22 protein-coding genes and 1 pseudogene are annotated in these 22,345 nt (G+C 66.6%); 19 read left to right on the top strand and 4 right to left on the bottom strand.

Going from position 1 to position 22,345, the window contains the following annotated elements:
• Positions 1-83: 83 nt before the first annotated feature.
• Positions 84-563 (bottom strand): MarR family winged helix-turn-helix transcriptional regulator, encoded by a 480-nt coding sequence (locus H162_RS0112745; RefSeq protein WP_020653858.1) that lies wholly within the window; start codon positions 561-563, stop codon positions 84-86.
• 121 nt (positions 564-684) lie between these two features.
• Here H162_RS0112745 and H162_RS0112740 point away from each other — a divergent pair, with 121 nt between their 5' ends.
• The 4 genes from H162_RS0112740 to maiA are packed head-to-tail and all read left to right on the top strand — an operon-like array spanning position 685 to position 4,352.
• Positions 685-1,899, top strand: a complete 1,215-nt coding sequence (locus H162_RS0112740) for a 3-hydroxybenzoate 6-monooxygenase (RefSeq protein ID WP_026354573.1) — start codon at positions 685-687, stop codon at positions 1,897-1,899.
• A 17-nt stretch (positions 1,900-1,916) separates the two neighbouring features.
• Positions 1,917-2,957, top strand: coding sequence for a cupin domain-containing protein (locus H162_RS0112735; protein ID WP_026354572.1), 1,041 nt, complete (start codon positions 1,917-1,919; stop codon positions 2,955-2,957).
• Positions 2,958-2,988: 31 nt separating this feature from the next.
• A complete protein-coding gene (locus H162_RS0112730; RefSeq protein WP_020653855.1) occupies positions 2,989-3,696 on the top strand; it encodes a fumarylacetoacetate hydrolase family protein in 708 nt (235 codons plus the stop codon).
• 17 nt (positions 3,697-3,713) lie between these two features.
• A complete protein-coding gene (gene maiA, locus H162_RS0112725) occupies positions 3,714-4,352 on the top strand; it encodes a maleylacetoacetate isomerase (RefSeq protein ID WP_020653854.1) in 639 nt (212 codons plus the stop codon).
• Positions 4,353-4,415: 63 nt separating this feature from the next.
• On the opposite strand, the gene H162_RS0112720 is transcribed toward maiA, so the two are convergent.
• The gene (locus tag H162_RS0112720; protein ID WP_020653853.1) at positions 4,416-5,309 is read right to left on the bottom strand and encodes a LysR family transcriptional regulator; all 894 of its coding nucleotides are present in this window, start codon (positions 5,307-5,309) and stop codon (positions 4,416-4,418) included.
• 44 nt (positions 5,310-5,353) lie between these two features.
• Complete coding sequence (locus tag H162_RS30715) at positions 5,354-6,553, bottom strand: flavin reductase (protein ID WP_040787257.1); 1,200 nt, start codon at positions 6,551-6,553, stop codon at positions 5,354-5,356.
• A gap of 273 nt (positions 6,554-6,826) precedes the next feature.
• Between H162_RS30715 and H162_RS0112710 the strand changes: the two genes are divergently transcribed.
• The 15 genes from H162_RS0112710 (at position 6,827) to H162_RS0112640 (ending at position 21,834) form a co-directional block, all read left to right on the top strand.
• Positions 6,827-7,744 carry an SDR family NAD(P)-dependent oxidoreductase gene (locus H162_RS0112710; protein ID WP_020653851.1) on the top strand — a complete coding sequence of 306 codons (918 nt, stop codon included), beginning with the start codon at positions 6,827-6,829 and terminating at the stop codon, positions 7,742-7,744.
• A 32-nt stretch (positions 7,745-7,776) separates the two neighbouring features.
• Positions 7,777-8,970, top strand: coding sequence for a Rieske 2Fe-2S domain-containing protein (locus H162_RS0112705; protein ID WP_020653850.1), 1,194 nt, complete (start codon positions 7,777-7,779; stop codon positions 8,968-8,970).
• A gap of 60 nt (positions 8,971-9,030) precedes the next feature.
• Positions 9,031-10,203, top strand: coding sequence for an acyl-CoA dehydrogenase family protein (locus tag H162_RS0112700; RefSeq protein ID WP_020653849.1), 1,173 nt, complete (start codon positions 9,031-9,033; stop codon positions 10,201-10,203).
• 16 nt (positions 10,204-10,219) lie between these two features.
• Positions 10,220-11,356, top strand: coding sequence for a CaiB/BaiF CoA transferase family protein (locus H162_RS0112695; RefSeq protein WP_020653848.1), 1,137 nt, complete (start codon positions 10,220-10,222; stop codon positions 11,354-11,356).
• Between the two features lie 32 nt (positions 11,357-11,388).
• On the top strand, positions 11,389-12,189 hold the full coding sequence (locus H162_RS0112690) for a fumarylacetoacetate hydrolase family protein (protein ID WP_020653847.1): 801 nt from the start codon (positions 11,389-11,391) through the stop codon (positions 12,187-12,189).
• Positions 12,190-12,202: 13 nt separating this feature from the next.
• Positions 12,203-13,165 carry an acetaldehyde dehydrogenase (acetylating) gene (locus H162_RS0112685; protein WP_020653846.1) on the top strand — a complete coding sequence of 321 codons (963 nt, stop codon included), beginning with the start codon at positions 12,203-12,205 and terminating at the stop codon, positions 13,163-13,165.
• A gap of 20 nt (positions 13,166-13,185) precedes the next feature.
• Positions 13,186-14,220, top strand: a complete 1,035-nt coding sequence (gene dmpG / locus H162_RS0112680) for a 4-hydroxy-2-oxovalerate aldolase (RefSeq protein WP_020653845.1) — start codon at positions 13,186-13,188, stop codon at positions 14,218-14,220.
• Between the two features lie 303 nt (positions 14,221-14,523).
• Positions 14,524-15,663 carry a porin gene (locus tag H162_RS0112675; protein WP_020653844.1) on the top strand — a complete coding sequence of 380 codons (1,140 nt, stop codon included), beginning with the start codon at positions 14,524-14,526 and terminating at the stop codon, positions 15,661-15,663.
• A gap of 83 nt (positions 15,664-15,746) precedes the next feature.
• Entirely contained in the window at positions 15,747-16,253 is a 507-nt protein-coding gene (locus H162_RS0112670; protein WP_020653843.1) for a hypothetical protein, read from the top strand.
• Positions 16,253-16,438 carry a hypothetical protein gene (locus H162_RS0112665; protein ID WP_020653842.1) on the top strand — a complete coding sequence of 62 codons (186 nt, stop codon included), beginning with the start codon at positions 16,253-16,255 and terminating at the stop codon, positions 16,436-16,438. Before H162_RS0112670 ends, H162_RS0112665 begins: the two co-directional genes overlap by 1 nt.
• A 46-nt stretch (positions 16,439-16,484) precedes the next feature.
• Complete coding sequence (locus H162_RS0112660; protein WP_084677000.1) at positions 16,485-17,996, top strand: MmgE/PrpD family protein; 1,512 nt, start codon at positions 16,485-16,487, stop codon at positions 17,994-17,996.
• Positions 17,997-18,078: 82 nt separating this feature from the next.
• Positions 18,079-19,257: a DctP family TRAP transporter solute-binding subunit gene (locus H162_RS30710; RefSeq protein ID WP_020653840.1), complete on the top strand. Its 1,179-nt coding sequence runs from the start codon at positions 18,079-18,081 to the stop codon at positions 19,255-19,257.
• Positions 19,254-19,739: a hypothetical protein gene (locus tag H162_RS0112650; protein WP_020653839.1), complete on the top strand. Its 486-nt coding sequence runs from the start codon at positions 19,254-19,256 to the stop codon at positions 19,737-19,739. The genes H162_RS30710 and H162_RS0112650 overlap by 4 nt, the downstream gene beginning before the upstream one ends.
• 38 nt (positions 19,740-19,777) lie before the next feature.
• Entirely contained in the window at positions 19,778-20,320 is a 543-nt protein-coding gene (locus H162_RS0112645) for a hypothetical protein (RefSeq protein WP_020653838.1), read from the top strand.
• A 119-nt stretch (positions 20,321-20,439) separates the two neighbouring features.
• Positions 20,440-21,834 (top strand): MFS transporter, encoded by a 1,395-nt coding sequence (locus H162_RS0112640; protein ID WP_020653837.1) that lies wholly within the window; start codon positions 20,440-20,442, stop codon positions 21,832-21,834.
• A gap of 254 nt (positions 21,835-22,088) precedes the next feature.
• Here the strand turns inward: H162_RS0112640 and H162_RS34975 are convergent.
• A pseudogene (locus tag H162_RS34975) lies at positions 22,089-22,345 on the bottom strand (IS4 family transposase); the annotation flags it as partial.

Below are 22,345 nucleotides of genomic sequence, written 5' to 3'. Positions count from 1 at the left end.
CTATTATCACTGATGTCAGGGGTGGCGGGAGGGAGGGCGGCAGCGGCGCGATCGTGACAGGTCCGTCGCATCGCGCCGCCGGGCTATTTTCGAACGCGTTCGGTGGGCGCCCTGCTCAGGCTATTGTTGGCGAACACGAGCTGCTTCAGCATCCGCACGAACTCCGCACGCTCTTCCCGGGGCAGGGGATCGAGGATGAGTTCCTGGACGCGCAGCACCGCGGGGGCGATATCGGCGAGCAGGCCATCGCCTTCGGCGGTCGTCGTGAGGAGGCGTACCCGGCGGTCGTTCGGGTCCGCATTCCGTGTCAGCAGTCCGCGCTTTTCGAGGCGATCGATGACCTCCCCGATGGTCGAGGTGTCGAAGCCGATGCCGCGTGCGACGGAACGCTGGTCGATGCCGGGGGAATGGGCAACCGCCTGCAGCGCTGCGTACTGGACCGGCGTGATGCTGAACCCATCAGTTTCCTGTAGGAAGGCCGCGACGGCGATCTGTTGCAGGCGTCGTATGTAATGTCCGGGCAGATCGGCAAGATCGTGTCCGGGAGTGGCTGGTGTCGGCATGGAGGCTCTCGAAACTGTTTGACGGATTATAAAGCCGTGATATGCTAAGTGTACTGATTAACAGTGTACTTATGATCTTGGCCGCGCAGATCGGGTCAGGGACATACATGGAGACGGACATATGCAGACTTCTGGTTCTTCGCTTCCGGTGCTGGTCGCCGGCGGCGGTATAGGCGGCCTCGCCGCAGCCCTGGCCCTGGTGCGGCGCGGATTCGCGGTCCAGGTGCTGGAGCAGGCTCCCGAGATCGGCGAGATCGGCGCCGGCATCCAGCTCGGCCCGAACGCCTTCGCGGCGTTCGACGCGCTCGGCGTGGGCGAGAAGGCGCGCAGCCGCGCCGTGTACACCGATGAAATGCTCATGCATGACGCGCTCGACGAAACCCTGGTCGGCCGCATCCCGACCGACGAGGGATTCCGCCAGCGTTTCGGCAATCCGTATGCGGTGATCCATCGCGCCGACGTCCACCTGTCGCTGCTGGAAGGGACGCAGGAAACCGGCCGCATCGGATTCCATACCTCGACCCGGGTGGAACGGATCGAGCAGGACGAGACCGGAGTCACGGTCTACGACCAGCACGGCCGGGCCTACCGCGGCCAGGCGCTGGTTGGCGCCGATGGCGTCAAGTCGGTGGTGCGCGAGCAGTATGTGGGCGATCCGCCGCGCGTGTCCGGCCATGTGGTCTATCGCGCCGTCGTCGACCGGCAGGATTTCCCGGAAAACCTGCGCTGGAATGCGGCCAGCATCTGGGTCGGCCCGAACTGCCACCTGGTCCATTACCCCTTGCGCGGCGGCGAGCAGTACAACGTCGTCGTCACCTTCCACAGCCGCCAGCAGGAAGAGTGGGGCGTGACCGAAGGCAGCGCCGCCGAGGTGCAAAGCTATTTCCAGGGCATCTGTCCGCGCGCGCGCCAGCTGATCGAGCTGCCCAGGAGCTGGAAGCGCTGGGCGACGGCGGACCGCGATCCGATCGGCACCTGGACCTTCGGCCGTGTGACCCTGCTCGGCGACGCCGCCCATCCCACCCTGCAGTACCTGGCCCAGGGCGCCTGCATGGCGCTGGAAGACGCGGTCACGCTCGGCGCAGCATTGCGCGTGCACGACAACGATTTTTCCAGGGCCTTCGCCCTGTACCAGCGCTCGCGCGTCGCGCGCACCGCCCGCATCGTGCTCTCGGCCCGCGAGATGGGGCGCATCTTCCACGCCCACGGCGTCGAGCGCCTGGTGCGCAACGGCTTGTGGAAAGGGCGCGACGCGGAGCGTTTTTACGACGCCATGGAGTGGCTGTACGGCTGGAAGCCCGAGGCCTGCCTGGCCGACGAGCCGGAAAACCGATAGACAAAGGAGACGAGGACATGCAGGAACTAGGCCGACTTGAAGATCTGCCCCTTGAATATTGCGACGCTCTGAGCGAGCAGAACCTGGTGCCGCTGTGGCCCAGCCTGCGCGCCGTGCTGCCGCCCGGGAAGCCGATCCCGCGCACCCGCGCCACCCGCTGGTCGTACTCGGCGATCAAGCCGCTGCTGCTCAAGGCGGGCGAGCTGACCCCGATCGAGAAGGCCGAGCGGCGCGTGCTGGTGCTGGCCAACCCGGGCCACGGACTGGAAAAGATGCAGGCCAGCGCCGCCATCTACCTCGGCATGCAATTGCTGCTGCCGGGCGAGTGGGCGCCCGCGCACCGGCATACCCCGAACGCGGTGCGCATGATCGTCGAAGGCGAGGGCGCCTACACGACGGTGGATGGCGAGAAATGCCCGATGCGCCGCGGCGACCTGATCCTGACGCCGACCGGCCTCTGGCACGAGCACGGCCACGACGGCGACCAGCCGGTGGTCTGGCTCGACGTGCTGGACCTGCCCCTGGTCTACTACATGGAAGCGTCCTACCACGTCGACGGCCCGCGCCAGGAAGTGCGGGCCGACCTGGGCCGGGCCGCGTTCCGCCAGGGCGGCGGCGTGCTGCCGTCGCCGCTGTTCGAGCGCTCCGCCAAGCGCTATCCGATGCTGCGCTACGCCTGGAGCGACACCCGCGCCGCGCTGGAGAGCCTGGCCGCCGCGCAGCCCGGCCTGGAAGCCGTGCAGGTCAGCTATGTGAACCCCGAGACCGGCGAGGATACACAGAACATCCTCGGCTACTACGCCCTGATGCTGCGCCCGGGCCAGTCGCTGCCGCTGCCGGCGCGCTCGCCGGCGATGGTGTTCCACCTGATCGAGGGCGCGGCCCGGGTCGCGGCGGACGACGCGGCCTTCACGCTGGAGGAGGCCGATACCTGCTGCGTCCCCGGCTTCAGCAAGGTGGTGCTACGCAACACCTCGGCCGACCAGCCGGCCTTCCTCTTCATCGCGGACGAGTCGCCACTGCATCGCAAGCTCGGCGTCTACGAAGTACGGAACTGAACGACCCCTTTACTACCCTACTGGAACCATCATGAACGACATCCGCTATCTCTGGACTCCTCCCGCCATCCAGTCGCTGCCAGTGCGCGGCAGCGACGTACGCCTGCCGATCAATCGCCTGTTCTTCGTGGGGCGCAACTACCATGCGCACGCCGAGGAAATGGGCATCCCGGTGGACAAGGCCACTTCCCGTCCGTTCTATTTCACCAAGTCGCCGCACACCCTGGTGGAATCAGGCAGCACCGTCGCCTATCCGCCTGAAACCGCGGACTACCATCACGAGATGGAACTGGTGGTCGCCATCGGCGCACCGTGCTTCCGTGCGACCGAGGCCGACGCCGCCGCCGCCATCTATGGCTACGCCTGCGGCCTGGACATGACCCGCCGCGACCTGCAGCTGGTGGCGCGCAAGACCAGCAAGCCCTGGGACCTGGGCAAGGATGTGGAGCAGTCCTCGGTGGTGTCGGAGATCGTGCCGATGGTCGGCGAGGTCATCGGGAAGGGGGCGATCGAGCTGCGCGTGAACGGCGAAGTGCGCCAGAAGTCCGACATCGGCATGCTGATCTGGGATATCCGCGAAGTGATCGCCGACCTGTCCCGGTTCTACCACCTGCAGCCCGGCGACCTGATCTTCACCGGCACGCCGGAAGGCGTGGGCGCGGTGGTGGCGGGCGACCGCATCGAGGGCAGCGTCGAGGGCGTGGGCAGCATCGCCCTGGACATCGGGCCGGCCGCCTGAGCGGGGCAGGAGCAGGCATGAAACTCCATAACTTCTTCCGCAGCGGCACCTCGCACCGCCTGCGCATCGCCCTCAAGCTGAAGGGACTGGACTACCGCTATATTCCGGTCGACCTGCGTACCGAAGAACATGCCGGCGCCGCGTACCGGAAGATCAATCCGCAGGGCCTGGTGCCGGCGCTGGAGCAGGACGGCAAGATCCTGCTGCAGACGCCCGCGATCATCGAGTGGCTCGAAGAACGCTACCCCACGCCGGCGCTGCTGCCGCGGGATCCGGACGGGCGCGCGCGGGTGCGTGCCCTGGCCGCCCTGGTCGGCTGCGATATCCATCCGCTCAACAATCGCCGGGTGCTGGAGTACCTGCGCGCGCAGTTCGGCTGCGACGACGCGGCGATCGAGGCCTGGAGCGCCACCTGGATCGGCGCCGGCTTCGACGCCCTGGAAGCGCTGCTGGCGGCCGATCCGGCGCGCGGGCGCTTCTGCTACGGCGATGCGCCGACCCTGGCGGATGTCTACCTGGCGCCGCAAGTGGAAAGCGCGCGCCGCTTCAAGGTGGACATGTCGCGCTGGCCGCTGGTCGCCGCCGTGGACCGCGCCTGCGCCGACATCGAGGCCTTCGCCACGGCCGCCCCGGCCCTGCAGCCCGACGCCAGCTAGGCGTCGACACGCAGCCCGCTCGTCCGGACCGCCACCGCGGCGAGGACGAGCGGGCTGGACCGGCTATCGGACCAGCAGCTCGCTCAGGCTGGCACGGACTACCTCGGCCGCCGCCGCAACCAGCGGATTGCCCGGCTGCTGGCCCGACAGCACCATGCACATCGTGGTGTCCAGCCTGGGTTCCGTGATCATCTGCCACGACAGCTCGGGCAGGCGCGCGCCCCGTTCCATGAAGCGCGGCATGATCGAGTATCCCATGCCCTGCGCCACCAGTTCCATGGTCGAGTAGGATGCATCGACCTGCAGCGTGACATTCACGCCCAGGCCCAGGCGCGCGGCGGCCGATTCGACGGCGACCCGCACCGAGTGATTCCCATGAGGCAGGATCAGCGGCAGTTCGGCCAGCGTGCTCAGGGGGACGCACTCATGGTCGGCGCCGACCGGCTCGGGACCGATCAGGTACAGGGGTTCGGTGACGATCGGCGTGATCTTGATGTTCGGCGAAGCCGCCGGGTTGTACACGAGCGCCATATCCATCTGGCCCAGCAGCACCGCGTCATACAGCGCGCCGGACAGGCCTTCCACCACGCTGATCGCCGCACGCGGATACAGCTCCCCCAGTTTCGGCAACAGCATCGGGATGCAGGCCCGTCCGATGCTGGGCGCCATGCCGATGACCAGCTGGCCCGAATACGCCGCTTCCGAGTCGCGCAAGGCGATCGTCGCCGAATCCATCAGGTGCAGCACCCCCCGTGCATACTCGAGAAACTTCTTGCCGGCCTCGGTCAGCAGGACACCGCGGCCGTGGCGATAGAACAGGCTGGCGCGCAGCTCGACCTCGAGGGCGCGCACCTGCCTGCTCAAGGTCGATTGGCCGATGTCGAGCAGGTCGGCAGCCTTGATATAACTGCCGGTTTCGGCGATGCGCACGAAATGGCGGATCTGGGTAATTTCCATTCTGTCTCAGCAATCGTGGCGGGATGTCGGCATCGGAACTGTCCTCAGGCGCGCAGCCGGTCCGGACGCGCCCCGATCTTCCTTTCGAGGCTGACGGCCGCCTGCTCCAGGCGCTGCACCCACTGCCGGATCTGGCGCAGGTCCGCCCCGCGCGGCAGGGCGCCGAGCCTGAGGACGAGCGGAACTTCGCCGGACAGGCTATTCACCGGTACCGACAGGTGCAGCACGTCGTAGGCCGCGTCCTCACGCAGGTCCTCGGGTTCATGCAGGTTCGCCCGCTCCTTGGCGGCCGCCAGCAGGCGCCGCTCCTGGGCGGGCGTCCTGTGCGGATTGGAATACAGCGCGACCACTTCCTCCAGGCTGTCGGCGTCGTCCGTGCCGAGCAGCGAGATCGACCATCCGCGGCTGCGCACGCGTTCCAGCTGCGCGAGCGAACGGTCGACGGTCTCCTGGTCGGGGCGGCCCAGGCGTTTCAGCCATTCCGTGTCGGTGGGCGCGCCAGGCGTGCCGACGAACAGCGTACCCAGAGGGGGCGCGCAGGGCACCCGGAAGCCGAGGCGGCTGCGCAGCCGCCAGTGGGGCGAGCGGTTTTCCACCGCGACGTAGACGACATCGCCGCCTACCGCCGCCACGATGCTGCATTCGGCATTCAGCTCGGCCGCAACGGCTTCCATGTCGTCGCGTCCGATCTCGGCCAGCCGGACCGCCTCGATGGTCTCGCGCTCGGCGGCCGCGACCAGCGGCCCCGGGGAGAAGCGGCCGTAGCCGCGCTGGAAGAAGAGCAGGGGCGCGGTATCCCTTTCCAGCCGCATGTCCAGCACGCCGCCCAGCACCAGGTAGTGGTCGCCGGCTTCGGTCACGCTCGCATAGTCGCAGTCGATCCATGCCACGGCGCCGTCCAGCACCGGGTTGCCCTCCGGGCTGGGATGCCATGCCAGCCCGGCGAACTTGTCCTCGGCCGCGGAAGCGAAATGCTGGCAGATCGGTTCCTGGTCGGCCGCCAGGATGTTCACGCAGAAGGTGCTGGACGTGCGCAGGCGCGCGAAGGTGCGCGAGGTCTTCATCGGCAGGTAGGCGATCAGCGGCGGATCCAGCGACACCGAGGTGAAGGAGCCGATGACCATGCCGGTCGGCAGGCCATCTTCGTCCATGGCGGTCACGATGGCTACGCCTGTCGGGTAGCTCCCGAGCACCTCGCGGAAGCGGGCGCTGTCAAATTGCCTTGCTGGGGAGTGGGCTTCCATATGTCCTTCGCTGTCTCTCAAGTAGTGATTCTTGTTCCGCCGCACTGAAATCCCGCGGCAGGCCGGTGTCGTTGGTGATTATAGCGCTCTAGAATTTAAATTCAAGAAAATATCGCGGCGCTGTCGCCAGGCCGCTCGCCGGGAGCCGATTCATGCAATTTGCGCATAGTAGGTGTGAAGGTAATCGCCTTGTTCGGCCATGCGCCGCGGCTAACAATGCTCAACGTTGATAGCCAAGAAGGACTGGTCGACCGACCGGCCGAGAAAGAGACCATGGACAGATTAAAAGACAAAGTAGCCATCGTATTCGGCGCGGGCCCGAACATCGGCGGCACCATCGCCCACTTCCTGGCGCGCGAAGGCGCCAGGGTGTGCGTGTCCGACGTGAGGGAAGAAGCCGCCCGGGAGACGGCCGAATTCATCCGCCAGCGCGGATGGGAAGCGATGAGCCTGGCCGGCGACGCGCGCAACGACGACGACGTCAAGCGCATCGTCTGGCAGACCGTCGAAAAATACGGACGCCTCGATATCGCGGTCAACATGGCGGGCCGGGTCCACTGGGCCGACGTGCTGGGCATGCAGCTCGACGACTGGAATGACTCGGTCGGCAGCTTCGCCACCGCGGGCCTGCTCACCACCCAGCACTGCGCGCGCGCCATGCTGGCCTGCGGCGCCCGCGGCAGCATCATCCACCTGCTGTCGACCGCCGCCCACTTCGGCGAGGCCGATGGCGCGGCCTACTGCGCAGCCAAGGCGGCGCTGCTGAACTTCGCCCGCTCGGCGGCGATGGACCTGGCCCACACCGGCATCCGCGTCAACACCGTGACGCCGTGCTCGATGGAGCACCAGCTCTGGACCACGATGCGCGACGAGATGTTCGATCCCGGCTGGGTGAAGCCGGAACGCAGCGGATTCTATTCGCGCCAGGAGTACCTGGACCAGCTTCCCTTGCGCCGCTTCCCGCGCGCCGCCGACATGGCCTGGGCCACCGTGTTCCTGGCTTCCGACGAATCGTCCTGCATGACCGGGGCCGACCTGCCGGTCGATGCGGGCCTGCGCCACAAGTATCCGACCTGGACCCCCGGCAAGCACGACCCCATCGACATCCGCGACTACGCGAAGGCGACCAGGGTGACGCGCTACGGCGAAGAGCAGGAATACCTGACCGACCTTCTTGGCGACCCGACCTGAGCGCCGCCCCCCCATCTTACGGAGACACAAGCATGAACATCATCCAGGACCAGCGGCGCGACGAGCGCGCCAACCAGTTCAAACTGCTCACCGAGTGCAACAAGTGCTCGCCGATGGGGCGCCTGCTGCGCAACTTCTGGCAGCCGGTGGCGCTGGCGGAGAGTGTCCCGGCCAGCGGCGCCATCCCGCTGCTGATCATGGGCGAGGAACTGACCCTGTACCGCGGCGACAGCGGCGCGCTGCACCTGGTGGGCGGGCGCTGCGCGCACCGCCGCACCTTGCTGCATACCGGCTGGATCGATGGCGAGGAGATCCGCTGCATCTACCACGGCTGGCAATTCAACGGCAAGGGCGAGTGCGTGCAGCGTCCGGCCGAAGCCAATACCGGCATGCCGCGCACCCGGATCCCGGCCTATCCGGTCAGGGAGTACATGGGCCTGGTGTTCGCCTGGATGGGCGAGGGCGAGGCGCCGGAATTCGACCTGCCGCGCAAGCTGCCGCTGGAGCGCGAGGGCGTCCTGGTCGCCAACGGCCGCGAACGCTGGGACAACAACTGGTTCCAGCAGGTGGAAAACTCGCTCGACGCCGTGCATGTCAGCTTCGTGCACCAGGCGCTGACGGTCGGCCCGTTCGGCCAGGCCGTGACCGGCGCCATCCCCGACCTGTCCTACGAGGAGACTTCCTCGGGCATCCGCCAGACCGCGCGCCGCTCGGCCACCAACGTGCGGGTCAGCGACTGGACCTTCCCGAACAATAACCACATCACCGTGCCGGGCCTGACGCCGGACGATCCATGGATCGACGTCTACGTGTGGATGATCCCGAACGACGAGATGAACACCACCCGCTTCATGATCTACGGCCAGCAGCCGGGGGCCAGCGACGCGTCGCGCATCCGCTTCAGGGAGTATTTCGCCAAGTATGGCAAGTACGATCCGGCCGAGCACCACGACGAACTGTTCGGCTCGCGCACCTGGGACAACCCGGAAGACACCTTCGTCGGCCTGACCGCCGCCCAGGATTACCTGTCGATCCGCGGCCAGGCGCGCATCACCGCGCGCGAGGACGAGATCCTCGGCCGTTCCGACCTCGGCATCGTCACCCTGCGCAAGCTGTTCTGGCGCGAACTCGAGCTGCAGACCACCGGCCAGCGGACCAAGACCTGGCGCTCGCAGAACGACGCGGCGCCGCTGCCGAAGCAGCCGGGCCAGGAAGCCGTGGCCTGAGCCGTGTCCAGGGAGCCGGCCGCGCCGGCTCCTTTTCCCCACTTCGTCTACCTATCCGATATGCTCGACCTGATCCCCCATGAATCGCTTTCCGAGGAGTTGCTGCAGTTTCGCGACTCCATCCGCCGCTTCGTCGAACGCGAGCTGATTCCGCTCGAACACTCCCTCGGGCCGAACGGCATGCTCGCGCCGGAACAGGCGGACAGCCTGCGCGAGCGCGCCCGCCGCGCCGGCTTCTGGCTGATGGACGTGCCCGAGGAATTCGGCGGCCAGGGCTTGCCGCTGCTGGCCCTGGCCGTGTTCTGGGAAGAGGTCGGGCGCAGCACCGTCGCTTCCTGGGTGCGCGACCACGGCCTGTTCGGGCCCATGGTCGGCCCGATCCTGCTCGGCCTGGACGCGAGCCAGCGCGCCCGGTACCTGGTCCCGGTGCTCGAAGGGAGCAAGCGCTCCTGCTTTGCCCAGACCGAGCCGGATGCCGGTTCCGATCCTTCCGCGATGCGCATGCGCGCCGCACGCAGCGCCGGCGGCTACCGCCTGAACGGCGTCAAGCGCTTCATCACGCGGGCGGCGCTGGCGGACTTCGCCATCGTCATGGCGGTCACCGATCCGGAGAAGGGCGCGCGCGGCGGCATTTCCTGCTTCATCGTCGACATGGACGCTCCCGGCGTGACCCTGGCGACCTCGGAGAAGACCCTGATGGGCGACTCGCCCTGCGAGATCAGCTTCGAGGACGTCGAGGTCCCGCTGGCCAACCTGGTGGGCGAGGAGGGGCGCGGCTTCGCGCTGGCCCAGGGCTACATCAACTACGGCCGGGTGCGCCAGGGCGCGCACGCCTGCGGGGCGATGGAGCGCTGCCTGGGGCTGACGGCGGAATACGTCAACCAGCGCAAGACCTTCGGCGAGCTGCTGTCCGCGCGCCAGGGCGTGCAATGGATGATCGCCGACGCCTTCACCGAGCTGTACGCCAGCCGCATGATGGTCTACGACGCGGCGCGCAAGACCGATGCCGGCCACGAGGCGCGCCTCGAAACCTTCATGATCAAGACCTTTGCCGTGGAAGCGGGTTTCCGGGTCGTCGACACCTGCATGCAGCTGCATGGCGGGATGGGGCTGACCGAGGATACGCCGATCGAGCGCTTCTGGCGCGACCTGCGCAGCTACCGCATCACCGAAGGCCCGACCGAAGTGCTGCGCACCACCATGGCGCGCCAGATCCTGAAACATTACAGCTGACCACCTGGAGCCACGCATGAAAGACGCCCTCGAAGGCATGTTGGTCATCGAACTCGGCACGGTCCTGACCGCGCCCCTGGCGGGCATGATGCTCGCCGACCTTGGCGCCCGCGTCATCAAGGTCGAGCATCCGGCCGGCGGCGATCCGTTCCGCCGCCACGCGGGCAAGCTGTACAGCCCGCACTTCTCGTCCTACAACCGCAACAAGGAAAGCATCCAGCTCGACCTGCAGGGCGAGGCCGGCAAGGCCGACCTGCTGGCACTGCTGGCCCGGGCCGACGTCCTGCTCGAGAACTATCGCCCCGGCGTGATGGCGCGCCTGGGCCTGACCGAATCGGTGCTCAAGGAGCTCAATCCGCGCCTGGTCTGGTGTTCCATCACCGGCTTCGGCGCCGAAGGCCCTTACCGCGACCGGCCCTGCTACGACGCCGTGGCGCTGGGGCTGAGCGGGCTGGCCAGCCTGATGCTCGACCCCGCGCAGCCGTCGATGTCCGGACCCACCATTTCCGACAACGTCACCGGCATGTACGCCTGCTACGGCATCCTGGGCGCGCTGGTGAAGCGCACCGGCAGCGGGGAGGGGGCGCGCGTCGAGGTCAACATGCTCGAGGCCTCGATCGCCTTCTCGCCCGAAGGCTTCGCGCAGTTCACCCGGCTCGGCGTCGTCCCGCAGCCGCAGACCCGGGTGGCGATCTCGCAGTCCCATGCGTTCCCGTGCGCCGACGACCGCCTGGTGACGGTCCACCTGTCGTCGGTGGAAAAATTCTGGCAGGCCTTCGCCGCGGCGATCGAGCGGCCGGACCTGCTGGCGGACGAGCGCTTCCTGACCCCCGAGCTGCGCACCCGCAACTATGCGGCCCTGGCCCAGGAAGCGTCGAACACCTTCCGCACCCGGACCCGCGCGGAGTGGTGCCGGCGCCTGGCCGAGACCGATGTGCCGTTCTCCCCGGTCCATACCGTGCCCGAGGTCATGGTCGACCCCCAGGTGATGCTGTCGCAGACCTTCTACGAGATCGAGCATCCGGAACACGGCAGGCTGGTCGGCATCCACCGGCCGGTCACCATCAATGGCGAACGCGGGCCCAGCACCCGTCCGGCGCCGGTGCTCGGCGAGCACGACGAAGCGATCCGGCGCGAGTTCGGGCTCGGCTGACACCACTCTGACATCCAGGAAAGAACCAGACAATGAACCAACAACATATCAAGCAGATCGCCGACCTGCTGTGGGAGGCGGAGCAGCACGGGGCGCCCTGCGCGCCGCTGCGCGAGCGCATCCTCGACGCCGCCGCCGGCGGCGATCCGGTGGCCGCCGCCTACGCGGTCCAGCAGCACAATGTGCGGCGCCGCCTCGACGCCGGGGCGCGCGCCGTGGGGCGCAAGATCGGCCTGACCTCGGTCGCGGTGCAGCAGCAGCTGGGCGTGGACTCGCCCGACTTCGGCATGCTGCTGGCCGACATGGCCTTCGGCGACGGCGCCGAGATCCCGCTGGCGCGCACCCTGCAGCCCAAGGTGGAGGCGGAAATCGCCCTGGTGCTGGAACGCGACCTCACGCACGAGCGCCACACCTTCGCCGACATCATCTCGGCCACGGCCTATGCGCTGCCGGCGATCGAGGTGGTCGGCAGCCGCATCGGGAACTGGAACATCAAGCTGCTCGACACCGTCGCCGACAACGCCTCCAGCGGCCTGTTCGTGCTGGGATCGACGCCGGTGCGCCTTGGCCGCCTCGACCTGGTGAACTGTGCGATGAGCATGGAACGGCGCGGCGAGGAAGTCTCGACCGGCAGCGGCGCCGCCTGCCTGGCCAATCCGCTGAATGCGGCGGTCTGGCTGGCCGACATGATGGTGCGGGTCGGCACGCCGCTGCGCGCCGGCGAAGTGCTGCTGACCGGGGCGCTGGGCCCGATGGCGGCGGTGGCGCCGGGCGACCGCTTCGTGGCCCGCATCGAGGGCCTGGGCGAAGTGCGGGCCGTATTCGGAAACTGAAAAGGACTTCACCATGAAGCAAGACATGAAGAAACGGGTCGCCATCATCGGCTCCGGCAACATCGGCACCGACCTGATGATCAAGATCCTGAGGAACGGCAAGCACCTCGAGATGGGCGCCATGGTCGGGATCGACCCGGCCTCGGACGGCCTGGCCCGCGCGGCGCGCATGGGCGTGCCGACCACCCACGAGGGTGTGGAAGGCCTGGCGCGCATTCCGGGCTTCGACGAGATCGACATCGTGTTCGACGCCACCTCCGCCGGCGCCCACGTGAAGAACGACGCCTTCCTGCGCCGCCTGAAGCCGTCGCTGCGCATGATCGACCTGACGCCCGCCGCCATCGGACCCTACTGCGTTCCGGTGGTGAATGGCGCGGCCCACGTCGACGCACCCAACCTCAACATGGTCACCTGCGGCGGCCAGGCCACCATCCCGATGGTCGCCGCGGTGGCCAGGGTCGCGCCGGTGCGCTACGCCGAGATCGTGGCATCGATCGCCAGCAAGTCGGCCGGCCCGGGGACGCGCGCCAACATCGATGAATTCACCGAAACCACCTCGCGCGCGATCGTCGAGGTCGGCGGTGCGCAGCACGGCAAGGCGATCATCATCCTCAATCCCGCCGAGCCGCCGCTGATGATGCGCGATACCGTGTACTGCCTGGCGGCGCTGGACGCCGACCAGGACGCGATCCGCGCCTCGGTGCGCGCCATGGCCGCGGAGGTCGCCGCCTATGTGCCCGGCTACCGCCTCAAGCAGGACGTGCAGTTCGAGCGCTTCGGGCCGGAGCGCGCGCTGAACCTGCCGGGCATCGGCCGCCAGGCCGGCCTGAAGGTGTCGATCTTCCTCGAGGTGGAGGGCGCGGCGCACTACCTGCCGGCCTACGCGGGCAATCTCGACATCATGACCAGCGCGGCCCTCGCCAGCGCCGAACGCATTGCCGCCAGCATGACCGCCGCCGCTCCGGTGGCGGCCTGACGAACGACGAAGGAAACATCATGTTTGACCAAGGTAAGAAAATTTATGTTTCGGACGTCACCCTGCGTGACGGCATGCATGCGGTGCGCCACCAGTACTCGCTGCAGCAGGCGATCGACATTGCCCGGGCGCTCGACGAGGCGAAGGTCGACTCGATCGAAGTGGCGCACGGCGACGGGCTGCAGGGTTCGAGCTTCAACTACGGCTTCGGCGCGCACACCGACCTGGAGTGGATCGAGGCGGTGGCCGGCACGCTCAGGCATGCCAAGGTGGCGACCCTGCTGTTGCCGGGCATCGCGACCATCCACGACCTGAGGAACGCCTACGATGCCGGCGCCCGCGTGGTGCGGGTGGCCACCCACTGCACCGAAGCCGACATCTCCAGGCAGCACATCGAGCATGCGCGCGAACTGGGCATGGACACGGTGGGCTTCCTCATGATGAGCCACATGAACACCCCGGCCGGACTGGCGCAGCAGGCCAGGCTGATGGAAAGCTACGGCGCGCAGTGCGTGTACGTGGTGGACTCGGGCGGGGCGATGAACATGCATGACATCGCGGAGCGCTTCAAGGCCTTCAAGGACACCCTGAAGCCCGAGACCCAGACCGGCATGCATGCCCACCATAACCTGAGCCTGGGCGTGGCCAATTCGCTGGTGGCGCTGGAGCATGGCTGCGACCGCATCGACGCCAGCCTGACCGGCATGGGCGCCGGCGCCGGCAACGCGCCGCTCGAGGTGTTCATCGCGGCGGCCGACCGCATGGGCCTGAACCATGGCTGCGATGTCAAGAAGCTCATCGATGCGGCGGAGGAGATCGTGCGGCCGCTCCAGGAGCGCCCGGTGCGGGTGGACCGCGAGACCCTGGCGCTGGGCTATGCGGGCGTGTATTCGAGCTTCCTGCGGCACGCGGAAGCGGCGGCGGCCCGGTATGGCTTGCCGGCGTTCGACATCCTGGTCGAACTGGGCAAGCGGCGCATGGTGGGCGGACAGGAAGACATGATCGTCGATGTCGCGCTCGACATGCTGAAGCAGCGGGACAGCGCCGTCGCCTGATGCCAAGCCAGGCGAGCAACCAGTCACTGGACTGGTTGCCCGCCGCGCAGCGCCGGCCGCCGATGCGGCCGCATCTTTCATCCATGTTTTTCCGGGCCGCCGCGGGCGAGGCCCCGGCGCGCCCGGATTTTCCGTGCTGCCGGCATGCGTGAGCCTTGTTTCGCCCTTGGCAACTCATGCAAAAAACGTATAGCAGGCATGCAGGCTTCCACGTTGCATACTTTCACGGCTATGGCGAGAATTCTAGAACATAACTTCCAGAACTGAGTTTTGGTAAATATAATGAACGAAAATGGAGACACTATGAAGAAGTTCATCGCGGGTATCACAGCCTTGTCCGCCTCGGCTGTTTCGATGGCCCAGCCCCCCGCAGCGCCCCCGGCCGCCCAGGCCAGCAGTGTGAGGGTGTATGGCGTTGCCGATATCGCCGTTGCGCGTTACCGGACCTCGGACGCAACCAAGACCGCCATGCATGCGGGCGGTTCCGGCTCGAGGATCGGCTTCCTCGCGACTGAAGACCTGGGCCAGGGCTGGAGAGTCAACGCCCGCCTCGAGGCCGGCGTCAACCTGGATGCGGGCACCTCGAGTTCCACCAACGGCAACCCGAATCGGGTCTGGAGCCGCCAGGTCTATGTCGAGATGGGGCACAAGTCATTCGGCGCGCTCAAGCTGGGCCGCCTGCAAGGTCCGACCTATAACTTCTTCCCTACCTACGATCCGATGCTGTTGCCGGCAATGGATGCGTGGGGCGTCCTGTCCACCCTGGGAAGCGCGGCTCCCGGAACCGCTTCGGGAACCGGCGTGTCGACCGGATTCCTGATCAACCCGACCTTCCGCTCGGAGAATACCGTCAACTACACCTCGCCGCGGATCGGCGGCGTCCAGGCCGAGGTCTCGTACAGCCTGAACGAGGGCTCGCTGACCCAGCCCAAGGTCCTGGAAGCGGGACTCGATTACCTGGCCGGGCCGTTCCAGATCGGCGCGCTCTTCGTCAAGGCGGGCAGCACGCCCGGATCGGGAGCGGCCAGGCCGACCGATTCGGTCGCGGAAGCGGCGATCGGCGCCAAGTTCGTCGCCGGCCCGATCCAGCCCTATCTCACCTATATCCGGCGCGACCTGACCGACCAGACCCTGGGCGCGACCGGAAGCGTCCTGAATGGCAGGACCGAGACGGTCAAGCTGCTCGGCGCGGTGATCCCGGTGAGCGCGCGCGGCAGCGTACGCATGACCTGGGGCCGCTACGACAGCGGTACGCCCGATCGCGATGCGCGCAGCTACGGCGTGGCCTACACCTACGACGTCAGCCGCAGGCTGATGCTGATGGCGGCCTACACCCACCTGTCGCAAGGCCTTGCCGCCAGCTGGCCGGTGTTCCAGAGTCCCAAGCCCCTGGCAGGGGATACCGTCGAGGGGTTCACCGTCGGCGCTACCTGGCGTTTCTGACAAGCCCGTGCTTGTCGTTGTTGTTGCCCGGCGCTGCACCGAAGCGTCGGGAATGCGAATCTTCCCTATCAAGGAGTAGTGAAATGACCAACAGATCGCCCTGGTATTACATCGTCCACTGGCTGCGGCTGTACTTCGGCGCGCACCTGCTGTTTTCCGGTATCCGCTATGCGGTGACCGGATACGTTCCCGAGATTCCCGGCGTCGGCGGCGAATGGGTGCAGGCGAACGCCAACATCTACCTGTACCAGCTGATCAAGTACCTGGAAATCGTCACGGGGGCGATGATCTTCTTCAACCGCTTCACGCTGCTGGGCCTGATCCTGGAATTCCCCGCCACGGTGAACATCTTCTGGCTGAATACCTTCATCGTGGCCATGCCGCGCCAGCTCTTCACCGGGCCCCAGGAATTGTTCATGAACGGCGTCCTGCTGCTGGCCTACAGCGGATGGATGTACGCCGCGATCAAGCCGAAGCTGGAACCGCTGTGGCTGTGGGACGGCCCGATGGCCTACAAGCCGGAGATCGGCGAACGCATCGCCGACAGGAAGAGCGCACGGGATATCAAACTCAATAGCGAGGTGTATTAATGGACAAGAGCAAATGGATTGCCGTGGCAGTGTGTCTCCTCCTGACGGCGGCGGCGTATATCGGTTCGACGGGTCTGTTCTACACGCAGTTCCGGCCGATCCGCAACTATGACCTGGTCGCCTTCGCCGGCTCGTGGATCGGTCTCATCTACATGATGATCCGCGACGCGAAGAAGAAAGACTGATCGCGCCGCCTTGCGGGCAGCGAACACGATAACAAAGGAGACGATCATGCAAACGAGCCGCAGGAAATTTGTACAGTTGTCGGGATTGCTCGCCTCGGGCTGGGCAGGCAGTGCCAGCTGGGCATGGGCCAGCAACGACCCCGCCAGGCCGGCGGAGGCGGGCCAGCAGGTCCCCGACGCCATCCATACCCTGGTCGATTATTGCCTGAATACCCGCTACGAGGCCCTGCCCGCGGAAGTGGCCACGGCCACCAGGATCCAGATCCTGGACACGGTGGCGGTCGCGCTGCCGGCGCTGGGTGCGGATGGCATCAAGCAGCTCCATGCCTGGAGCAGGGAGACGGGCGGCAAGCCGGAAAGCTTCATCCTCGGCACCAACATCCGCCTGCCGGCGGAAAAGGCCGCCCGCCTGAACGCCTCCATGGCCGCCGCCCTCGAGTACGACGACACCTACGAGCCTTCGCTGCTGCATGCCTCGTGCGTCACCGTCCCGGTGGCCCTGGCGGTGGCGGACTACGTGGGCGGGGTCGACGGCAAGGAGCTGATTGCCGCGGTGGCGACCGGCACCGATGCCGCCTGCCGCCTGTCGCGCGCCGGCTCGCCGGGCGTGTCGCCCTTCATCGTCGGCTGGGATCCGACACCCATGTATGGCTACCTCGCCGCCGCGCTGGTGGCGGGACGCCTGATGGGGCTGACGCGCGAGCAGATGGTGGCCGCGGTCGGGCTGGCTTACCACCAGTTGTCGGGCAATGCGCAGGCGAGCATCGACGGCACCCATGCCAAGCGCCTGGGCGCCGGCTTCGCCGCCTATGGCGGCGTGATGTCGGCGCGCCTGGCCAAACATGGCGTGTTCGGTTCCTACCATGTCCTCGAAGGCGTCAAGGGCTTGTTCAAGCAATACCACGGTGGCAAGTACTCGAAAGAAGCATTGCTGGGCGGCCTGGGAAGCAGCTTCGCCGGCGTCGATATCGCACCCAAGCCCTATCCCTGCTGCCGGGGAGGGCATGTCGCCATCGATGGCATCCTGGAGCTCGTCAACGCCAACAATATCCGGCCCGCGGATGTGGAAGGGGTGACGATCTACAGCCCGCCCGCCGAGATGATGCTGCTCGGTGCGCCGCTGGAGAAAAAGCAGAATCCCAGGACCATCGTCGAGGCCCAGTTCAGCAATCCATGGATGGTGGCGGTGGCGATCCAGGACCGGGAAGTCGGGCTGCGTCACTTCTCTCCGGAAGCATTGCAGAGGGCGGACCTGCGGGCGCTCGCCAGGCGCATGGTGACGGTGGAAGACAGGAGCCTGGTGCGCCCCGACGGCGGGCCCGGATTCGTGCGCCTGGAAATCAGGGCGCGCGGCAGGACCTACGCCAGGCAGGTGAAATACGCCAAGGGCGATCCGAACAACCCGATGAGCGCGGACGAGTACAAGAAGAAGGTGCTGGAGTGTACCGACGCGGCGGGCATGAAACGCGGGCAGGCCACGCGTCTCGTGCAACGGATCCAGAACCTGGAAGCGGAAGCGGACGTGTCGGCCCTGAATGCCGCCATGGCCATCGTGTAAAGCAGCAGGCATCTCACCGATCGCATTGAAAGCAGGGTGGCCGGACATGTTAATCTTCAGACGCAACACCACGGAAACACCCATGCTGGACACGCTCTTTCCATGCGCAGCCGTGAAGGCGCGCCCATCGCGGCGCGCCAGCCCTGGCGCTTCCTTCCCGGGCCTGGCCCGTCTCACCCTCGCGGTGCTCGGCCTGTTCTCGCTGGCGGCCGGCCCTGCGGCGGCGGCAGAGCCGGCGCTGCGCCAGCTCGACATCGCGGACTATCGCGCTTACCTGGCGGAGGATCATCCGGTGCGCCAGGGCATGCGCAGGTTCGCGGACCTGGTCCAGGCGGGCAGCGGGGGCGCGGTGCGGGTCAGGGTCAGGACCGATGCGCTGCCCGGATCTCCCGCGCAACAGATCGCGGCGCTCCAGGCCGGCGGGGCCGATGCGCCGGCGCTGATGCTGGTGGCCGCGACCGGGCTGGCGGCGCTCAACCGGGAATTCGAACTGCTCGACCTGCCGTTCCTGCTGCGCGATGAACGGCAGGCCGATGCCTTGCTCGACGGCGCTTTCGGACACGCCCTGCTGGCGCGCATGGGCCAGTGCGGCCTGGTCGGCCTCGCATGGTGGGAAAACGGTTTTCGCCAGCTCACGACCTCGGGCCGGCCGATCCGCCGTGCCGGCGACCTGCGCGGGCTGAACTTCCGCGTCATCGGCGAGCCGGTGTTTGTCGAAGCGTTTCGCGCGATGGGCGCCAACCCCATCCCACTGCCGTTCGGGCAAGTGTACGAGGCGCTGGCATCGAAGCAGGTCGAGGGACAGGATAATTTTTATTCCCAGATCCTGGCCGGGCGCCTCTACGAAGTGCAGTCATCGCTGAGCGTGACCAGGCATTCCTATGGCGCCATGGTCCTGGTGGCGAATGCGGAGGCCTGGGGCAGGCTGACAGCCGCGCAGCGCGCCGTGCTGCAGGCGGCGGCCGTCGAGGCCGGGCGCTTCCAGCGCAGTCTCGTGCGCGACGAGGCGCGCCAGGCGCGCGCCAGCCTCGTGGCCCGTGGCATGGCGGTCAACGAGCTGGAACCATCCGAACGCACCAGGCTGCGGGAGCTGACGCAGCCGATGCGGGATCGGTATTTCGGCAAGCACAAGGACGACCTGCGCCGGCTCTACCAGGCCGGGGTGGGGCTGCATGAACAAACAACATCGGGCGCTTCCGGCAGGGAAACAGCCGCCGGCACGATGTACTACAAAACCTATAACTGGGAGACACTGAAGTGATAAGCGATAAGAAACTCAACAGCATCTCGGTCGCGCTGGGATTGCTGCTCACGGCGTATGTGGCGCAAGACCTGCATTTCAATCCACGCTGGTATGGAGACAAGGGCCCGGGCGTCGGCAAGCTGCCGCGCGAGGTCGTCTCCGGATACATGGACATCGCCTATGGCAAGGGCCAGGGCGCGGAAGCGGCCAAGCTGTACTACACCCCCAAGACGATCGACCTCACGCCCCAGGCGGTCTACCGCGCCGACTCCGGGCCGCTGACTTCCACGGTACGCCAGGTCGTGGCCGAAGGCCTGAACGTCGTCGTTCACCATTGCGTCGAGGCCACCCGCGGCCAGCCTGCGCACGAGGTCGTCGACATGTTCCGCACCTGGAACGGGCGCATAGCCTGGCGCAAGACCCTTGCGCAGTCGCTGAACGGCGGGACCTGCGACAGCAGCAGCATGAACAAGAAGGTCGACCTCGGGCTGAAGCCCTGAGCGCGCATCAAGACAACAATCATTTGGAGACAAGAATCATGGCGATTTCCACCAGGGCCATCGGCACCACCACCAACAAGCTCGATATCTGGTTCATCGGCAAGCTGGTACTGATCTTCTTCCGCATCATGCTCGGTGCGTGGATGATCGTGAGCGGCACCAGCCACCTGCTTCCGCTGTTCGGCTTTCCGCCGATCTTTCCCCAGCCACTGGGCAACCTCCACCCATCCAATGTGATGCTGGTGTCGCTGCTCGAGGTCGGCCTGTTCGACCTCGTCAAGACGGTCGAACTCATCGTCGGCATCTGCCTGGTGTTCAACATCTTCGTGCCACTCGCCCTGGCCGCCGCCTTGCCGGTTTCGTACATGGTGTTCCATAACTCGATTGCACTCAACGTCCGCTACGAGCGCATCTTCAGCACCTACATGGCGGTATGGTGCCTGTACATGAATGTGATCCTGATCTTCGCGTATATCCGCCATTACCTGCCGATGCTGAAGATGCACGCCCCGATGGGCAAGCTCGGGGATCTCAAGGAGCTTCCGTCCATTTTTCGCGATCCGGAACAGGAACGGGGGTAGGGGCGGCTTGCATCGCGCGCGTACTTCGGCATGCGGACCGCGCCTGGGAGGCATCCGGCGGCGGAGCTCCAGGCCGGTCTTCTTCAAGATATTTGATCAACTAACTATGCGAAACCAACATGGCTGACTACTCCACCACCACTGCGCAGGTCAAGAACCGGCGCAAAGCCATCATTGCCAGCTACCTTGGCACGACGCTCGAATACTACGATTTCCTGCTCTACGGCGTTGCCGCGGCCCTGGTCTTCCCGCACATCTTCTTCGTGACCATGGAACCCCTGATGGCGACGCTGTCGGCGTTCGCCACCCTGGCCTTCGGCTATTTCGCACGGCCGCTGGGCGCGGTCGTGTTCGGACACTACGGCGACAAGCTGGGCCGCAAGACCATCCTGATCATCACCCTGCTGATGATGGGCCTGGCGAGTGTCCTGATCGGCCTGCTGCCCACCTACCAGCAGATCGGCATCGCGGCGCCCATCCTGCTGGTCGTGCTGCGCCTGGTCCAGGGCTTCGCCATCGGCGGCGAATGGGGCGGGGCTACCCTGATGTCGATGGAGCACGCCAAGCCCAAGGGACGCGGCCTGGCGGTATCGATCGTGGCCTCGGGCGGGCCCAGCGGCGCGGTGCTCGGCACCCTGGTGATGATGCTGTTCTCCAAGCTGCCGAACGAGGAATTCCTGGCCTGGGGCTGGCGCGTGCCGTTCCTGCTGAGCGCGCTGCTGGTGGTGCTCGGCCTGGTGATCAGGATGAACCTGGACGAGACGCCGGAGTTCGAGGAGGCGCGCAAGAAACGCGCGGCGTCGGGCGAAAAGCGCAGCGTGCTGCCGGTGGTGACCGTGTTCCGCCACAACCCCCTGCAAGTGCTGTCCGGCGTGATCGGCGGCCTGGCCCCGCTGGCCTTCGCCACCTTCGCGGCCGCCTTCCTGCTGAATTACGCGGTGACCGTCGGCCACAGCCGCACCGACTCGCTGCTGGCCATGACGGTGGCGAACCTGCTGCACATCTTCACGATGCCGGTGTTCGGCGCGATGTCCGACCGCTACGGCCGGCGTCCGCTGATGATCACGGGTGCGCTGCTGGGCGCCGTGCTGATCTGGCCGATCTTCGTGCTGGTGAACAGTGGCAGCCTCGGCGCCCTGATCCTGGCCCTGATCCTGGCGCTGCCGCTGGTCCAGGCGATGATGGGCGGCGCGGTCAATACCTGGATGGGCGAGAAGTTCGCAGCCGACGTGCGCTACAGCGGCATCGCGGTGACCTTCCAGCTGGCCTCGACCATCGGTTCCGGCACGGCGCCGCTGATCGCCTCCAGCCTGCTCGCCCTGCAGGGCGGCACGGATCCGATCCTGGTCGCGCTGTTCTTCGGCGGCCTGTGCCTGGTGAGCGCCATCGCCTTCTACTTCAGCGCGGAGCGCTTCGACCAGGACCTGCCGACCAACACGGCCGGCGCGCAGGAGGGAGACGCTTCGTTCAAGGCTCAGCCTCCGGGCAAGACGGGTGAGGTGCGAGCAGGATAAGCGCCACGACCCCGATTGACCCGACCGCGGGACCCGCCTTTGCAGGCGGGTCCCGTTTTATTTGGCGCTGCCCCTTCGCATATTGAAGAGACCAATCGCAACCCTGAACAATGGCCCAGCTGAACTGATACGCGAGACAATTAGGGTCAGAGTCGAATTACCGCGCAATTGCGCGCGAGATAAATAGGGTCAGAGTCAAATTAATGGGAAACGTTCGGAAGTTGTCAAACAATTCGACTCTGACCCTAATGCCGTTAAGTTAGGGATGGCGGACGTCGGAGTCGGCGTTCTGGATAGCGTTGCGGTTTGGCTTTGGTGACCCGGTCGAACTTTCGGCCGGGTCGATACACATTCAGTTCGATAATCATCCTCTCGCGCATGCGTTTAAGTACACCTGGTAAGTTGCCCTGTGCATGCAAGGCGGCTGCGTGAGTCATTTCGTACTGAAACGCAGCCAGCGCGAAGACGAAGCTGATGCTATTCGGTGAGCACTTTGCCTGTTCGGCCGCGC

The sequence above is a fragment of the Massilia niastensis DSM 21313 genome, from assembly GCF_000382345.1.
Classification (GTDB): domain Bacteria; phylum Pseudomonadota; class Gammaproteobacteria; order Burkholderiales; family Burkholderiaceae_D; genus Telluria; species Telluria niastensis.
Note: the sequence above shows the minus strand (reverse complement) of the source record. Positions and strands in the feature narration are given on the sequence as shown.